Source organism: Thalassolituus sp. UBA6592, from assembly GCF_002433655.1.
Lineage (GTDB): Bacteria > Pseudomonadota > Gammaproteobacteria > Pseudomonadales > Oceanobacteraceae > Venatoribacter.
The window spans coordinates 18,607-33,815 of record NZ_DJIO01000155.1 but is presented as its reverse complement, the minus strand read 5'-3'; the positions used below and the strand labels follow the sequence as shown (position 1 = coordinate 33,815).

At 54.8% G+C, this 15,209-nt stretch carries 14 protein-coding genes; 2 read left to right on the top strand and 12 right to left on the bottom strand.

The window, feature by feature from the left end:
* Positions 1-46 precede the first annotated feature (46 nt).
* The 7 genes from paaA to paaF all read right to left on the bottom strand — a co-directional run bounded on the left by paaA (position 47) and on the right by paaF (position 7,529).
* Positions 47-1,036: a 1,2-phenylacetyl-CoA epoxidase subunit PaaA gene (gene paaA, locus B2Z72_RS15555; protein WP_296982361.1), complete on the bottom strand. Its 990-nt coding sequence runs from the start codon at positions 1,034-1,036 to the stop codon at positions 47-49.
* 249 nt (positions 1,037-1,285) lie between these two features.
* Complete coding sequence (gene paaK / locus B2Z72_RS15550) at positions 1,286-2,602, bottom strand: phenylacetate--CoA ligase PaaK (protein WP_296982460.1); 1,317 nt, start codon at positions 2,600-2,602, stop codon at positions 1,286-1,288.
* Between the two features lie 116 nt (positions 2,603-2,718).
* Positions 2,719-3,930, bottom strand: a complete 1,212-nt coding sequence (gene pcaF / locus B2Z72_RS15545) for a 3-oxoadipyl-CoA thiolase (RefSeq protein ID WP_296982359.1) — start codon at positions 3,928-3,930, stop codon at positions 2,719-2,721.
* Entirely contained in the window at positions 3,923-4,402 is a 480-nt protein-coding gene (paaI, locus tag B2Z72_RS15540) for a hydroxyphenylacetyl-CoA thioesterase PaaI (protein ID WP_296982358.1), read from the bottom strand. Before paaI ends, pcaF begins: the two co-directional genes overlap by 8 nt.
* Positions 4,395-5,921 carry a 3-hydroxyacyl-CoA dehydrogenase PaaH gene (paaH, locus tag B2Z72_RS15535; RefSeq protein ID WP_296982355.1) on the bottom strand — a complete coding sequence of 509 codons (1,527 nt, stop codon included), beginning with the start codon at positions 5,919-5,921 and terminating at the stop codon, positions 4,395-4,397. Before paaH ends, paaI begins: the two co-directional genes overlap by 8 nt.
* A gap of 1 nt (position 5,922) precedes the next feature.
* Positions 5,923-6,714 (bottom strand): 2-(1,2-epoxy-1,2-dihydrophenyl)acetyl-CoA isomerase PaaG, encoded by a 792-nt coding sequence (gene paaG / locus B2Z72_RS15530; protein ID WP_297005248.1) that lies wholly within the window; start codon positions 6,712-6,714, stop codon positions 5,923-5,925.
* 29 nt (positions 6,715-6,743) lie between these two features.
* Entirely contained in the window at positions 6,744-7,529 is a 786-nt protein-coding gene (paaF, locus tag B2Z72_RS15525) for a 2,3-dehydroadipyl-CoA hydratase PaaF (RefSeq protein ID WP_296982349.1), read from the bottom strand.
* A 539-nt stretch (positions 7,530-8,068) separates the two neighbouring features.
* Here paaF and B2Z72_RS15520 point away from each other — a divergent pair.
* Both B2Z72_RS15520 and paaX read left to right on the top strand, forming a co-directional pair.
* Positions 8,069-8,665 carry a phenylacetic acid degradation protein PaaY gene (locus B2Z72_RS15520; protein ID WP_296982347.1) on the top strand — a complete coding sequence of 199 codons (597 nt, stop codon included), beginning with the start codon at positions 8,069-8,071 and terminating at the stop codon, positions 8,663-8,665.
* A gap of 168 nt (positions 8,666-8,833) precedes the next feature.
* Positions 8,834-9,757 carry a phenylacetic acid degradation operon negative regulatory protein PaaX gene (gene paaX / locus B2Z72_RS15515; protein ID WP_296982346.1) on the top strand — a complete coding sequence of 308 codons (924 nt, stop codon included), beginning with the start codon at positions 8,834-8,836 and terminating at the stop codon, positions 9,755-9,757.
* A gap of 55 nt (positions 9,758-9,812) precedes the next feature.
* Here paaX and B2Z72_RS15510 read toward each other — a convergent pair whose 3' ends face one another.
* From B2Z72_RS15510 to selD, 5 genes are read right to left on the bottom strand one after another with little or no spacing between them, the layout of a single operon-like run.
* Positions 9,813-11,396 (bottom strand): PhnE/PtxC family ABC transporter permease, encoded by a 1,584-nt coding sequence (locus B2Z72_RS15510; RefSeq protein WP_296982344.1) that lies wholly within the window; start codon positions 11,394-11,396, stop codon positions 9,813-9,815.
* Positions 11,386-12,057: an ATP-binding cassette domain-containing protein gene (locus B2Z72_RS15505; RefSeq protein WP_296982342.1), complete on the bottom strand. Its 672-nt coding sequence runs from the start codon at positions 12,055-12,057 to the stop codon at positions 11,386-11,388. Before B2Z72_RS15505 ends, B2Z72_RS15510 begins: the two co-directional genes overlap by 11 nt.
* 12 nt (positions 12,058-12,069) lie before the next feature.
* Complete coding sequence (locus tag B2Z72_RS15500) at positions 12,070-12,930, bottom strand: putative selenate ABC transporter substrate-binding protein (protein ID WP_296982341.1); 861 nt, start codon at positions 12,928-12,930, stop codon at positions 12,070-12,072.
* A 51-nt stretch (positions 12,931-12,981) separates the two neighbouring features.
* Complete coding sequence (gene mnmH, locus B2Z72_RS15495; protein WP_296982339.1) at positions 12,982-14,079, bottom strand: tRNA 2-selenouridine(34) synthase MnmH; 1,098 nt, start codon at positions 14,077-14,079, stop codon at positions 12,982-12,984.
* Positions 14,076-15,137 carry a selenide, water dikinase SelD gene (gene selD, locus B2Z72_RS15490; RefSeq protein ID WP_296982337.1) on the bottom strand — a complete coding sequence of 354 codons (1,062 nt, stop codon included), beginning with the start codon at positions 15,135-15,137 and terminating at the stop codon, positions 14,076-14,078. The genes mnmH and selD overlap by 4 nt, the downstream gene beginning before the upstream one ends.
* Positions 15,138-15,209 lie beyond the last annotated feature (72 nt).

Sequence of the window (15,209 nt, the reverse complement as noted above, 5' to 3'; positions counted from 1 at the left end):
TTCTCCCCGGCCTATCTTTTGTTATGGCCGTTTTACGTATTGGCTATCAGGCAGCTGAGCGCTGTTTTTTCTTATTGGCATGAGCGACCGCGGCTTCGCGTACCCAGGCTCCGTCTTCAATGGCATTACGGCGTGCTTCTACCCGTTCGCGGTTACACGGACCGTAGCCTTTCAGTACGTCGTAAAATTCCTGCCAGTTAATTTCGCCAAAATCATAGTGGCCACGTTCTTCGTTCCACTTGAGATCCGGGTCCGGCGCAGTACAACCGAGTAACTCCAGTTGCGGCACTGTCTGGTCGATAAAGCGCTGGCGCAGTTCATCATTGGTATGACGTTTAATTTTCCACGCCATGGATTGCGCACTGTTCGGGGAATCAGCATCGCTTGGGCCAAACATCATCAGTGATGGCCACCACAGACGGTTAATCGCGTCCTGCACCATTTCTTTCTGCGCTTCGTTACCGTGACGCATCATGTGCAGCAGGATTTCGTAACCCTGACGCTGGTGAAAACTTTCTTCCTTACAGATACGGATCATGGCGCGGGAATACGGACCATAAGAGGTACGCTGCAGCACCACCTGGTTAACGATGGCGGCACCATCCACCAGCCAGCCCACGGCACCCATATCCGCCCAGTTCAGCGTTGGGTAATTAAAAATGGAGGAGTATTTCGCTTTGCCGGTGTGCAGCTTGTCGATTTCTTCATCGCGGTCTGCACCCAGGGTTTCCATGGCGCTGTACAGGTAAAGACCGTGACCGGCTTCATCCTGAATTTTCGCCATCAGCTGCAGCTTGCGTTTAAACGTTGGCGCGCGGGTGACCCAGTTACCTTCCGGCAGCATACCCACCACTTCCGAATGCGCGTGCTGGGAAATCTGACGGATCAGGGTTTTGCGATACGCATCCGGCATCCAGTTTTTTGCTTCAATTTTGATTTCAGCATCAATCTTCTGCTGGAATGCACGCTCTTCTGCGCCCATTTCATCCAGGCTTTTTACCTGCTTTAAGCCGGTCTCAACCATTTGTGCATACATAGCTCTGTCTCCGCTTTGCTGTGCGGGTACTGTGCCCGCGCTACCTTGTTCTTTATGGCTGTTGCTTTTTATTTCTTTGTTCTGCATCCAACTTACGACACTAAAAACAATAAATATTAACTATTTTTGTATCATATAGGGTGCGGAAAAATCCCTTCCCGCAGCGGATCTGGTCGAAGCATCCGCCTGCGCATCGGGCAGCGCACAGCCATTCTGCGGCGGTGCTCAGGCACCGCCCAACTCGATTAATCAGCCATTGCGTTTATCAAATACGCGTTTGGCTTTGCCTTCTGAACGCTCAATACCGCCGCTTGGGAACACGTTAACGCCGACGGTAATACCCACCGAGGACTTCACGTGATGACGCAGCTCACCAACGATATCGCGGGTCTCGGATTCACTCAGATGAGCGAACTCAGGACGCAGCTCTACGTGAACTTCCATGCTGTCCATATTGCCATTGCGATACAGGTGGATCTGATATTCGTCAGTCAGCTGTTTAACTTTAACCACTTCTTCTTCGATCTGAGTCGGGAAGACGTTAACGCCACGGATGATCATCATGTCATCGCTGCGTCCGGTGATTTTATCGATACGACGCATACGGCGTGCGGTGCCAGGCAACAGGCGGGTCAGGTCACGGGTACGGTAACGGATCATCGGCAGAGCTTCTTTGCTCAGCGTGGTAAATACCAGCTCGCCCAGTTCACCGTCCGGCAGTACTTCGCCGGTTTCCGGATTAATAATTTCCGGATAGAAATGGTCTTCCCACACGGTCGGGCCGTCCTGAGTTTCGGCACATTCCATGGCGACACCCGGGCCCATAATTTCTGACAGACCATAAATATCCATGGCGCGGATACCCATGCGCTGCTCTACGGAACGACGCAGTTCTTCGGTCCAGGGTTCGGCACCGAAGATGCCCAGACGCAGGCTCAGTTTGTGCGGATCAATGCCCTGACGCTCCATCTCATCGGCGATATTGAGCATATAAGACGGGGTTACCATGATGATGTCCGGATCAAAATCGCGGATCAGGCGTACCTGTTTCTCAGTCTGGCCACCGGACATAGGAATCACTGTACAGCCCAGACGTTCGGCACCGTAATGCGCGCCCAGACCACCGGTGAACAGACCATAGCCATAAGACACATGCACTTTATCGCTGGAGCGTCCGCCGGCGGCACGGATAGAACGAGCAACCAGGTTGGCCCAGTTGTCGATATCGCGCTGGGTGTAACCCACCACCGTTGGCTGACCTGTGGTACCGCTGGACGCATGCAGACGCACGATGTCTTCCATCGGTGTGGCGAACATGCCGTACGGGTAGTTATCACGCAGATCGGTCTTGGTGGTGAACGGCAGTTTGGCCAGATCATCCAGCGACTGAATATCTTCCGGATGCACGCCCGCGGCATCAAAGCGCTGACGGTACAGCGGCACATTTTCGTAAGCGTGACTGACGCTCCACTTCAGACGCTGCAGCTGGTGTGCACGCAGTTCGTCAATGCTGGCATGTTCCATAGGATCAAGCTGATCCGGTTTGAATTGCTGGCGGATATTCATGCTGAGTCCCTCTTTTATTTTTGTACTCATGGGCGTTGCCTCATGGATTATGACTGAAACAGGTGAGCCGCATCTTTTATACTTATGTGGTGCAGCCCCACCCGGTTAACTTGCGATCACAGGCGCTCAATCACCATCGCGATCCCCTGCCCGACACCGATACACATCGTGCACAGGGCGTAACGTTTGTTCTGCACTTCCAGTTCATTCAGGGCGGTCGTAACCAGACGCGCACCACTCATACCCAGAGGGTGTCCCAGGGCGATAGCACCGCCGTTCGGGTTCACGCGCGGGTCATCGTCTTCCAGACCCAGTTCCCGCAGTACCGCCAGCCCCTGCGCAGCAAAGGCTTCGTTCAATTCAATCACGTCCATATCCGCCAGTGTCAGGCCAGTCTGGGCCAGCACTTTACGGGTTGCCGGCGCCGGGCCAATGCCCATGATCCGCGGCTCAACCCCGGCGGTGGCCATACCCAGTACGCGGCCACGGGCTTTCAGGCCGTATTGTGCTGCGGCAGCTTCACTGGCCAGCAACAGTGCACAGGCGCCGTCGTTCACGCCGGAAGCATTGCCGGCTGTCACTGTGCCTTTACCGTCGTTGCGGAATGGCGTGCCCAGCTTAGCCAGCGCTTCTGCCGTCGTAGACGCACGCGGATGTTCATCGCGGTTTACCACCAGCGCGTCACCTTTGCGCTGGGCAATGCTCACCGGGGTAATTTCACGGTCGAGGCGGCCATTTTCCTGAGCCAAAGCGGTTTTCTGCTGCGAGCGCAGGGCGAAAGCATCCTGGTCGGCGCGGTTAACATTAAATTCTTCGGCAACGTTCTCAGCGGTTTCCGGCATGGAGTCGATACCGAAATCCGACTTCATCAGGCGGTTCACAAAGCGCCAGCCAATGGTGGTATCAAATATTTCCGCACTGCGGCTGAAAGCCTGCTCAGCTTTGCCCATCACAAACGGCGCCCGTGACATGGATTCCACTCCACCCGCCAGCATCAGCCCGGCTTCACCGGCGCGGATCGCGCGGGCGGCAATACCCACCGCATCCATACCGGAACCGCATAAACGGTTCACTGTGGTGCCCGGTACCGATACCGGCAGACCTGCCAGCAGCGCTGACATACGTGCAACGTTGCGGTTATCTTCACCGGCCTGGTTAGCACAGCCGTAAATCACGTCATCCAGCTGTGACCAGTCCAGCGACGGGTTACGTGCGATCAATGCTTTCATCGGTACCGCTCCAAGGTCGTCAGCACGCACTGCCGATAACGCGCCGCCATAACGGCCGATTGGTGTACGGATAGCATCAATAATCAGTGCATCAGTCATCAGAGTTCTCCATTGGCAGAATTTCGCCACGAATGCGATAGGACTTACCGTGGAACATGGCGATCAGTGCGCCTTCCTGATTACGGATTTCCACATCATAGTTACCGGTACGGCCACTGCGCGATTTCTCGGTCGCCACCGCCGTCAGCAGATCACCGGCAAAGGCGGGGGCGACATAATCAATGCTGCAGCCAATGGCCACGGTGGCCTGGTTGTAGGTGTTACAGGAAAAAGCAAAAGCCGAATCCGCCAGCGTAAACATGTAACCGCCGTGGCAGGTTTTGTGGCCCTGCAACATAAACTCCTGCACCACCATGGTCATGGTCGCCCGGCCCGGTGCGACATCGCTGAGACGCATCCCCAGATACTGACTGGCGTCATCGCGGCGGAACAGTTCATCGGCGCAGGCCTGCGCCAGTTCAGCGGCATTCATGTCGGCCGGATTGATCTTCAGTTCGCGTACTTCAGCCATGAAAGCTTCCTCCCTGCTGCGCCAGACGACGCAGTAACAGTGATGGGCGATAGCGTTCTTCGCCATACGCCTGTTGCAGGTTTTCCAGTACTGTCAGGGTTGCTGACAGACCCAGTTGATCCGCCCATGCCAGGGGGCCACGCGGATAATTCACGCCCGAACGCATGGCGGTATCCACATCCGCCGCACTGGCAACGCCGTGCAGCACGGTGTCTGCGCCTTCGTTGGCCAGCATGGCCACCGTGCGCATCACCACCAGCCCGGGTACATCACTGACTTCGCTGATGCGGATATCGGCTTTGCCCAGGCAGTCGGCCACCTGTTGCAGTGCTTCGTCAGAGGTTGAAGCCGCGCGGCTTACCGCCAGACGGCTGCTTTTGCTGTAATCCAGCGCCAGATCGATCAGCACCAGATTGCTCAGGCCATCTTCCCGGGCACGCTGACAGGCCATGCGACCATCACTCAGCGCGACCGTGGCACTGCCAATACGCAGTACGCCGGCATCGGAAGACGACTCTGCAGTCACCATCACCCCGGCGGCAGCCAGGCGTGACACAAGAGAACTGAGAACACCGCAGTCGCCCAGTGCCGTGCAGCCGGGTACGGGATCACCGCTCACACTTACGCTGCCAGCCTCTGGTTTAGCGGCATTCTCAGAATAGGAATAAAAGCCCCGGCCGGATTTACGGCCCAGCAGGCCGGCATCCACCAGTTCTTTCTGAATCAGGGAAGGCTGAAAACGGAAATCGCCGTAATAGCCATCAAATACGGATTTGGTCACAGCGTAATTAACGTCGTGGCCGATCATATCGGTCAGCTCGAAAGCGCCCATACGGAAGCCACCGCCATCACGCATAATGGCATCCAGCGTGGCGCAGTCGGCGGCCTGTTCCTGCAGCAGACGCAGGCTTTCGGCATAAAACGGACGCGCCACACGATTAACTATAAAACCAGGTGTTGAGCGTGCGTAAACCGGTTCTTTACCCCAGGCTTTAGCCGTCGCAAACACACATTCAGCAATGGCTTTATCGGTTTCCAGACCGGAAACCACTTCCACCAGCTTCATCACCGGCGCCGGGTTAAAGAAGTGCATACCAACAATACGCTGCGGCTGCTGACGACCGGCACCAAGACTGGTCACTGACAGCGACGAGGTATTGGTGGCGAGAATGCAGTCGGCTTTACAGATGCTTTCCAGCTGCTCTAATAAGCCGCGTTTTACATCCAGGTTTTCGACGATGGCTTCCAGCACAAAACCCGCATTGGCAAAATCGCTCAGCGCCGCCGCAGGTTGCATGCGGGCGACAGTGGCTGCGGCCTGCTCTGCGGTAAACTTGCCTTTTTCCACCAGGCGCGCGAGCTGACGCTCAATGTTATTAATGGCGTCGCGGGCTGCACCTTCGCGGGTATCAAACAGCAATACGCTGTGCCCGGCCTGAGCAGCTACCTGCGCAATACCTGCGCCCATTGCACCGGCGCCGATGACGCCGCAGATAACGGAAGTATCCAGTGCTTTCATCTCAGCGCCCCTTAAATTCAGCCGGACGTTTGGCCATAAATGCCGCCACGCCTTCGCGGTAATCATCCGTGCGGCCAGCCAGACGCTGCAGATCACGCTCCAGCGTCAGCTGCTCATCAAAGCCATTGCTGACGCTGTCGTTCAGGGCGCGTTTGATATAACCCAGCCCCATCGTTGGCTGTGTTGCCAGCTGACGGGCCAGCACCAGCGCTTCATCACGCAGGGCTTCGTCGTCGGTGACGCGATAAATCATGCCCCATTCCAATGCCTGCTCAGCGGTTAACGGCTCGCCCAGTAAGGCCAGCTGTTTGGCCCGCGCCATGCCGATCAGACGCGGCAGGAACCAGGTACCACCGGAATCCGGCACCAGACCGATTTTGCAGAACGCCTGAATAAATTTTGCCGAGCGCGCTGCCAACACCAGATCGCAGGCCAGCGGAATATTGGCACCGGCTCCGGCGGCAACGCCGTTAACGGCACAGATCACCGGCATAGGCAGTTGCTGCAGACGGCGGATCATCGGGTTGTAAAATTTCTCAATGGACAGACCCAGATCCGGCATGTCCGCATCCGGTGCCACGTTGCGGTCAGACAGATCCTGACCGGCACAGAAACCACGGCCCTCAGCGGTTAACAGCAGCACCCGCGCGTCAGGGTTTTCTGCGGTCATTTTCAGTGCTTCGCGCACTTCCAGATGCATGGCTTCGTTAAAGCTGTTCAGTGCCTGAGGTCGGTTCAGGCTAAGCAGTGCCACACCGGCATCCACTGAATAAATAATGTGTTCAAAACTCATGGAGAAATCACCCCAGTCCGGTTCTGGCTTCAGCGACCGCTGAAACCGGGTTTACGTTTTTCCCGGAAGGCAGCGATGCCTTCGTTACGGTCGTCTGTCGCCGCCAGCACAGTAAACGCCTGGCGTTCATAGCGCAGACCTGTGCTCAGGTCGGCGTCCATACCACGCAGGATGGCTTCTTTCGCCAGACGCACCGCCAGTGGTGCTTTGGCGGCAATATCAGCAGCCAGCGCCAGTGCGCGTTCGACGGTAAATTCGGGTTGAGTGATTTCGCTGACCAGGCCGCATTGCAGTGCCTGTTGCGCCGTGATCGGCTGACCACTGAGCACCATCTGCATGGCCATGGATTTACCCACAGCACGCAGCAGTCGCTGAGTACCGCCAGCGCCAGGCATGATGCCGAGATTGATTTCCGGCTGGCCGAATTTTGCATCGCTGCCGGCGATCAGAATATCGGCGTTCATGGCCAGCTCACAGCCACCGCCCAGGCAGAAGCCATTCACGGCGGCGATTAACGGTTTGCTGAAGCGGGTAATACGCTGCCAGTGCTGCTGGCGCGGATCATTGAGGATGCCGACCATATCCAGCGCCGCCATCTCATTGATGTCGGCTCCGGCAGCAAACGCGCGGGCATTGCCGGTGATAACCACGGCACGCACGTCGCCTGCGTCTTCGGCGTTGTCGAGAACAGCGCTCAGTTCACCCAACAGCTCAGTGTTGAGGGCATTAAGCGCCTGGGGGCGGTTCAGTCTAACCAGCCATACCCCCGCACCGGCTGTTTCAACAGCCAGCGTACGGAAATTATCGGTTGTCATGTGAGTACCTTTTTCTTTTCCGCCCGTTGTTGTTTTTGTTACGGGTCGGCTGCGATCACATGCTTTTTTTATTTCTGCGCTGACAGATTTTTGCTGCACTTGTGTATCGCTTTTATTCAAACTGCATGAATTTAAGATACAAAACAACAGATTTTTTTAATCTTTACGTATCGCTTTAGTCGTATTCCGCTAAAAACCCCCGTAAATCCGCGAATTTACGCGATGACAGTGGGGTAAAAATTTAAATACGGCTGGCCAAAAATGATACAAAAGCAGGAAAAACCTTAAGAATTTTGTGTTTTTATAGTACTTCACAAAGCCATTAAACTTATGTTCTGATACACAAAATCAAAAATAATTAAAAATAACGTATTGTTTTAGACGACCGGAAATTCTGCCCATTTCAGCCTCAAGGACTACAGCAAAAGCCCGCAGCAAAGGCGACTGTCAAAAGGCAGAAAGCAGGAATCAAAAGGCAGCAGCCTGACATAACAGGCTGCCTCAACCGGCTGCGGCAATACGCACAAGAGGAACACCTTATGCCCTGCTACCGTATTGATGGCGTAACCCCAGTGGTTCACCCGACCGCTTACGTCCACCCCACCGCAGTATTGATCGGCGATGTGATCATAGGCCCGGGCTGTTACGTTGGCCCCTGTGCCAGTCTGCGCGGTGACTTCGGTCAGATCGTGATGGAAGAAGAATCCAATATGCAGGACAACTGCACGGTGCACGGCTTCCCTGATACCGTGACGCGCATTAAGCGCCACGGTCATATTGGTCATGGCGCCATTCTGCATGGCTGTGTGATCGGTGAAGATACGCTGGTCGGTATGAATGCCGTCATTATGGATTTCGCTGACATAGGCGCTGAGTCGATTGTCGCGGCAGCGTCGTTTGTTAAGACACGCTTTGAATGCCCGCCGCGCTCTATGGTGATGGGAGCTCCGGCGGATGTGAAGCGCCAGGTCTCTGATAAAGAACTTGCCTGGAAGCAGAACGCTACCCGTCAGTACATTGATCTGACCAAACGCAGTATCCGCTCTATGGTGGAATGCACACCGCTGACCGAAGTGGAGGAAAACCGTCCACGACCTCAGACCGGGGAGCATGCTCCACTGAATAAAGAAGGTTAAGCGTCAGAACAGCATGACCGAAGAGCCGTTTCTGCACGCCTTTTGGCCAGACAGAACAAATACCGTGATGCTCAGCGCGTATAATGTCCGGCCATTACCTTTATAATGCCGGGCAGACACCGCGACTCATAACAGCAAACCGATACAGCGAACTGACACAGCACCCTTATGCCAAAACTGAACTCACTGGACCCGATCACTGAACGCTTCCGCAGCCAGAAACCGCTGCGTGCGTCGTCGCTGGTTATTACTGTTTACGGTGATTCCATTGAGCCTCATGGCGGTACCGTGTGGCTGGGAGCTCTGATCAAACTGCTGGAGCCCATGGGCATTAATGAACGCCTGATGCGCACCACCATTTTCCGTCTGACGCAGGATGGCTGGCTGATGAGCGACCGTATTGGCCGCCGCAGTTATTACAGCCTGACTGGCCCTGGCCGGCGTAAATTCGAGCAGGCTTTCCGTCGCGTTTACAGCGATCACGATCAGTCCTGGGACGGCAGCTGGTGTCTTATTATTACCCACCAGCTGGATGCAGATCAGCGCAAACAGCTGCTGGATGATCTCGGCTGGCAGGGCTTTGCCACGCTGTCAGGCCAGGTGTTTGGCAGCCCCAACTACAATCTGTCGCAGGTGCACAGCATCGTCGCGGCTGCCGGACTGGAAGATAACGTTGTGGTGTTTGAAACCCGGCCACAGCAGGAACTGGCCGGTCGTCCGGTGCGCCTGCTGGTAAAAGAATGCTGGGATCTGCACGGGCTTGCTCAGCAGTATCAGGAATTTCTGACCCTGTTCCGCCCGCTGTGGAAGGAAATCAGCGAGCAGACCAGCCTGCGTCCGGAAGAGTGTTTTATTGCCCGCACCCTGTTAATTCACGAATTCCGTAAACTGGTATTGCGCGATCCATTACTGCCGGATGAGTTATTACCGGGCGATTGGGAAGGCCGCGCTGCCCGTCAGTTATGCCGTAACATTTATCGCACCCTGACACCGGGTGCCGAGCAATGGCTGGAAGAATCACTGGAAACCGCTGAAGGTCCGTTACCGGTTGCCGCCAACGGTTTTTATCAGCGCTTCGGCGGTTTGAAATAACAGCTGTCTGAAATAAAAGGCGATATGAAAACAGTCGCCAGGAACAACAGCTCCGTCAGCCTAACCCACCGGCGTTTTCGGCACCGCTGTACCGGCGCAGCCGGCGTGACACAGCGTCCACCAGAATATTCAGTACTGCGGTAACCAGTATCAGAAAGAAGGCTTTGTCGTAACGGATTTCCTCAAACGCCGAGTCGATAAAGAAACCCAACGTGGCGATCCCCAGAATTCCCATAATGGCGCTCTCACGCAGAATCACTTCCCAGCGATAAAACAGGAAGGCAAGAAAGCCCGGATACAGACGCGGTGTCTGCTGATAGAGGTAGCGGTTAAAACCCGTTGGATCATCAATGCGCTGGGGCTGTTTTTCACTGTGCCCGGCAAGCAGAAAACCAATCAGACCACCGTTGTGAATCGCCAGTGCTAACACCGCCGGTAAACCGGAAGGACCAAACACCAGCAGCAGCACAAAGGCAAAAATCATCTCCGGGGTGGAGCGCATCACCAGTAATAATAAGCGCCCCGGCAAGCGCCCACGGTTAACCAGTGCACGACTGCCCAGCGGATAAACCAACAGGGCAATAACACCGGTCAGTACCAACGCCAGCTGACTCAGCATTAAGGTATCCAGTAACGCCGGCCAGGCTTCCTGAGTAAATACTTTGCTGTACCACATCATGGCACTGGTGAGATCGCCCTGCTGCAATGAGTACGGCCAGATGTCCTGCGAAATAAAACGCCAGAACAGACCGTCCGGAGTATCCGGTAACTGCGGCAACAGGAGCACTGCAATAATCGCGTACAGCGGAATCAGCAGAGGTTTAAGCCAGAAACGAATGGTGGCGATCAGCAGAAAAAACAGCCACAACAGCGCGGCTGCATTGCTGTAATCCCCCTGCTTGAAGGCAGTCTCCAGATGAAATCCCAGCGTCGGTAAACCGATAAAACCCAGAATGGCACTGGAGCGCAGAGCACATTCAAAACGGTAGCGCACATAGTGCGACATTTCGGCAAAGGCCTGAGGAATTAAGGTATAGGCATAGCAGCTGATTAAATCGCTGTCCGGCGACAAGGTAGCCTGTGGCAAACGACTCTGGCGGGCAAAAATTTCCGCAAAGACTTTGGCAAACACTCCGGTATAGGGAATTAAAATGGCCAGCAATCCTGTCGTCGCACTGAGACCATAAAGCTGCATAAACAGCAGCCCCCAGAAAATCTCATGCACCGAACGCACGGCCGCGGCCAGCCAGCGGATAATCCGCCACTGCCATTTCAGCGCCAGTAACAGGCCCAGCGGAACAGCAAACAATACCGCTAATAATGCGAAAGCAACGGTCTGACCGAGGGCATAAAACAGGCTCAGCGGATCATCCCACCACGGAGTAATAAAGCCCCAGCCGATACGACCCAGTTCCTGCCACGGATCCGACGGATAAACCTGAATATCGGCAAACGGCAGACAAGCTAAGGCCGAGAAAAGCAGCAGTAACGACAGCCAGCCGAGACTGCGTCCGGTGGATAAGCCTCTGCCCGCAGCAGTAAAGAGGGAGCCACTTTGCTTCGCTGGCGCAGCTCCCTCAACAGAACTCCCGTCCGCGGCAAAGTCCTCTGGCCGGTTATTGGGCCGGTTATTGGACATACAGTCTGTCCAGCTGGTGCGCAGACAGCTCAACCACCGGACCGTCGTAGCTGATATGGCCGCCTTTTAAGGCAATGATGCGATCAAAATAATCCAGTGCCAGCCGGCGGTTATGCAGACTGACGACCAGGGTATCGTGCTCGCTGATCAGATATTTCAGAATATGCCGGGCCTGTTCCGGGTCCAGCGCCGAGACAGGCTCATCACCGAAAAAGACGCTTTTTTTACGATACAGAGCACGACCAATGGCTACCCGCTGACGCTGTCCGCCGGACAGTTTATCCATCGAGTGCCAGAGTTTATCGCCAATGCCCAGCGTTTCTGCCAGATGCTGAATTTCTTCTTTATCGGCTTTACGCGCTTTAATCAGATTGGTGAGGTTATAAAACGCTGAATGACGCTCCAGCCCACCCATATAAATATTCTGATACACCGAAAGAATATCCACCAGGCCATTATCCTGTGGACACAGAGCAATCTGTGAAGCCTGCTGCTGATACAGCCATTCCAGCAGGCTGGATTTACCGGCACCGGATGGTCCGATCAGTGCGACCTTTTCGCCCGGCTGAATGGTCAGGCGGATGTCATGCAGGACGTGGTGGCGGCCTTTTTTAAAAGACCGCCCATCCAGATGAAACAGAGGTGTTGCCAGACTATTCATCAGCTGGCGCGATTAATCGATCAGACCAATGGCTTTGGCGGTATCTTCAATCGCCTGATAATCCGCATTGGTGGCCGGTACAAAGGATTCGCGCGGGAAGCTGGCCAGCAGATCTTTGTCTTTCATGTTCAGCAGAGCCTGACGGACTTTATCTTTAAAGCCTTCACCGAAGCGGCTGTTTACGTCACCACGGATGGTCCACTGATAATCGGTGTAAGTCGGGGTTTCCCAGATAACAGATACTTTTGCCGGATCAATGTTGCCCGCCGCCAGTTCGTTTTCCCATACGGTGTAATTCACCGCACCGACCTGATACGCGCCGCTCTGTACCTGGGCAATGGTACGGCTGTGATCGCCGGAGAAACCAACACGCTCAAACACATCTTCCGGTGCCGCTTTAAAGGCTTCACGCAGATAGAATTCCGGCATCAGACGACCTGAGGTAGAACCTTTGGAACCGAAGGTAAAGGTTTTGCCTTTCAGTGCATCGGTCAGATTCTCAGCTGCGGTTAAACCTGTGCTGCTGTTGGCAATAAAATAACTTTTGAAGAACTGATCTTCGTAACCCTGAGCGATGGCTTCCGAACCTGGTACCAGACGACGGGCCTGCACACCGGACAGTCCGCCGAACCAGGCCAGCTGCACCTGATTATTACGGAACGCGGTAATGGCTGCGGCGTAAGATTTCACCGGAATGTATTTCACGTCCACATCCAGTTGTTCGCTGAGGTAATCGGCGACTTTATTAAAACGCTGTTGCAGACGGGATTCGTCTTCATCCGGAATGGCGGTAAAGACAAAAGTTTCTGCCTGAGCAGACAGAGCAGCTCCGGCAAACAGCAGGGTAGAGAACAGTTTTTTAAACAAACTCATAAATCAGCCTTTAGGTGTATGTGAAGGTTGGTTTGATTGTTAACCAGAACGTTAAGCTAAATATTCGGTGATTTCCGCTGCGGTGCCGCGGAACTCTACCGGGCCTTTTTTCAGCGTCATCTGATAATCGTACATAGGGTCGTAATAGTCGCTGAGCAGAATGCTGATCCATTCGCGGTGCAGACTGTTATCCCCCGCCTGATGCTCGCGCAATGCCTGCTGCAATAAATCGCTGAGCTGCTGGTAGCGCACACCACCAAGGCGTTTGCGGATTTTATACATGGATTGTGTCAGGTCATCGGCAAAAGCCTGAAAGCCAGCTTCATCTCCAGCCACGCGCTGCCATTCTTCCAGCTTGTGCAGAATATAATTGCGGAAGCTATGCTCAATCCGTTCTTCCAGCGTACTCTGCACCACAATTAACGGTGACTCTGCCATTTTTTTACGCAGATTCTCCGGAATCGCGCAGCGGCCTATCAGCATGCTTTCATCTTCCAGCAGAATGGTTTTTTCCGCTGCCGCATGGTTCTGACGGAACAGAGCAATGGCCAGTTTATTTTCAAAATCAATCTGCGATGGCTGACCATCCGGGCGCTTGCCAAAGGTACTGCCGAGATGATTGGCAATGCCTTCCAGATCAATGCTGTTATCCACACGGTTCAGCAGATCGGTTTTGGCACAGCCGGTATTGCCGGCCAGTATGCGGAAATGGCTGTCCTCAACGATGCGTTCCTGAGCATCGATCAGAAAACGGCGCAGAGCTTTGTAGCCGCCTTTAATACGTGGGTAGTTCACCCCGGCATCACGCATCCACTGTTGTACTGTCTGACTGCGCAGACCACCGCGCCAGCAGAACAGATAGCCATCCGGATGAGCACGGGCAAAATCCAGCCACTGCTGCAGACGCTCTTCTTTAATTTTTCCGCTGACCAGCTGATGACCGAGTTTAATCGCCGCATCCTGACCATCGCGCTTATAGCAGGTACCGACTTTGGCCCGCTCCTGATCGGTCATTAACGGCAGGCTGGCGGTAAACGGAAATGAGCCCTTTTTATATTCCAGCGGTGCGCGGGTATCGAACATGGGCGTATCGCGCAGAAAGATTTCCGCGAAATTATCCACAACCTGGCTGTCGCCGGTAGCGCTCATGCCTGACCTCCGTTGATGACTTCTACCCGGAAACCGGCTTTTTCATCCACCAGCTCACCGATACTCTGTGCATGCACTCCGGCGTTAGTCAGAATCACTTCCAGCGCAGCGGCCTTGTCCGGCTGCACAGCAATCAACAGCCCGCCACTGGTCTGGGGGTCACAGAACAGGGCTTTCTGTTCAGCCGTTAACGGCGCCAGTTTTTCCCCGTAGGATTCAAAATTGCGCGTGGTTCCGCCGGGCAGACAACCCATGGCGATATAGTCTTTTACCGGTGGCAACAGAGGTACGGCGTCTTCATAAATCAGCGCATTCACCCCGCTGCCCTCACAGACTTCCAGCAGGTGCCCCATCAGACCAAAACCGGTAACGTCGGTAATGGCCTCAACGCCTTCAAGCTGCGATACCTCTGCACCCACTTTATTCATGATGCACATAACGTCGCGGGCAAGAAATTCGTCTTCTGCGCGCAGTTTTTTCTGCTTCTGTGCGGTAGTCAGAATGCCGACACCCAATGGCTTGGTCAGATACAGTTTGCAGCCGGCGGTAGCAGTATTGTTCTGCTTGAGTTTGTCTTTCGCCACCAGTCCGGTCACCGCCAGACCAAAAATCGGCTCCGGCGAATCGATGCTGTGACCACCGGCCAGCAGAATACCGGCATCGGCACAGGCCTGACGGCCGCCGTCCACCACCTGCTGCGCGACTTCTGGCGGCAACACATTGACCGGCCAGCCGAGAATAGCGATAGCCATCAATGGCTTACCGCCCATGGCGTAAATATCGCTGATGGCATTGGTGGCGGCGATACGCCCAAAATCAAACGGATCATCGGCAATCGGCATAAAGAAGTCTGTGGTGCTGAGAATGACCTGACCATTACCCAGATCGTAAGCCGCTGCATCATCCTTGCTACTGTTGCCCACCAGCAGACTGGCATCCGCCGGAATCTGCAGTGACGAGGCGAGAATGGTATCCAGCACCTTAGGGGAAATTTTGCAGCCACAGCCAGCGCCGTGGCTGTATTCAGTAAGACGGACAGGAGATGTAGGTTGCGACACGGGAAAGCCCTGCAGACAGATTAAAACAGGGCGAATGATACGGCGCTGACCGTCACTTGGCGAGGCATCAGT

Coding starts and splice junctions, on each gene's coding strand:
- paaG (WP_297005248.1), bottom strand. CDS start 6,714: ATGAGTTTTGAACACATTATTTATTCAGTGGATGCCGGTGTGGCACTG.
- paaK (WP_296982460.1), bottom strand. CDS start 2,602: ATGAATATCCGCCAGCAATTCAAACCGGATCAGCTTGATCCTATGGAA.
- B2Z72_RS15505 (WP_296982342.1), bottom strand. CDS start 12,057: ATGAATAGTCTGGCAACACCTCTGTTTCATCTGGATGGGCGGTCTTTT.
- paaI (WP_296982358.1), bottom strand. CDS start 4,402: ATGGCTGAAGTACGCGAACTGAAGATCAATCCGGCCGACATGAATGCC.
- paaF (WP_296982349.1), bottom strand. CDS start 7,529: ATGACAACCGATAATTTCCGTACGCTGGCTGTTGAAACAGCCGGTGCG.
- paaH (WP_296982355.1), bottom strand. CDS start 5,921: ATGAAAGCACTGGATACTTCCGTTATCTGCGGCGTCATCGGCGCCGGT.
- paaX (WP_296982346.1), top strand. CDS start 8,834: ATGCCAAAACTGAACTCACTGGACCCGATCACTGAACGCTTCCGCAGC.
- pcaF (WP_296982359.1), bottom strand. CDS start 3,930: ATGACTGATGCACTGATTATTGATGCTATCCGTACACCAATCGGCCGT.
- B2Z72_RS15500 (WP_296982341.1), bottom strand. CDS start 12,930: ATGAGTTTGTTTAAAAAACTGTTCTCTACCCTGCTGTTTGCCGGAGCT.
- mnmH (WP_296982339.1), bottom strand. CDS start 14,079: ATGAGCGCTACCGGCGACAGCCAGGTTGTGGATAATTTCGCGGAAATC.
- paaA (WP_296982361.1), bottom strand. CDS start 1,036: ATGTATGCACAAATGGTTGAGACCGGCTTAAAGCAGGTAAAAAGCCTG.
- B2Z72_RS15510 (WP_296982344.1), bottom strand. CDS start 11,396: ATGTCCAATAACCGGCCCAATAACCGGCCAGAGGACTTTGCCGCGGAC.
- B2Z72_RS15520 (WP_296982347.1), top strand. CDS start 8,069: ATGCCCTGCTACCGTATTGATGGCGTAACCCCAGTGGTTCACCCGACC.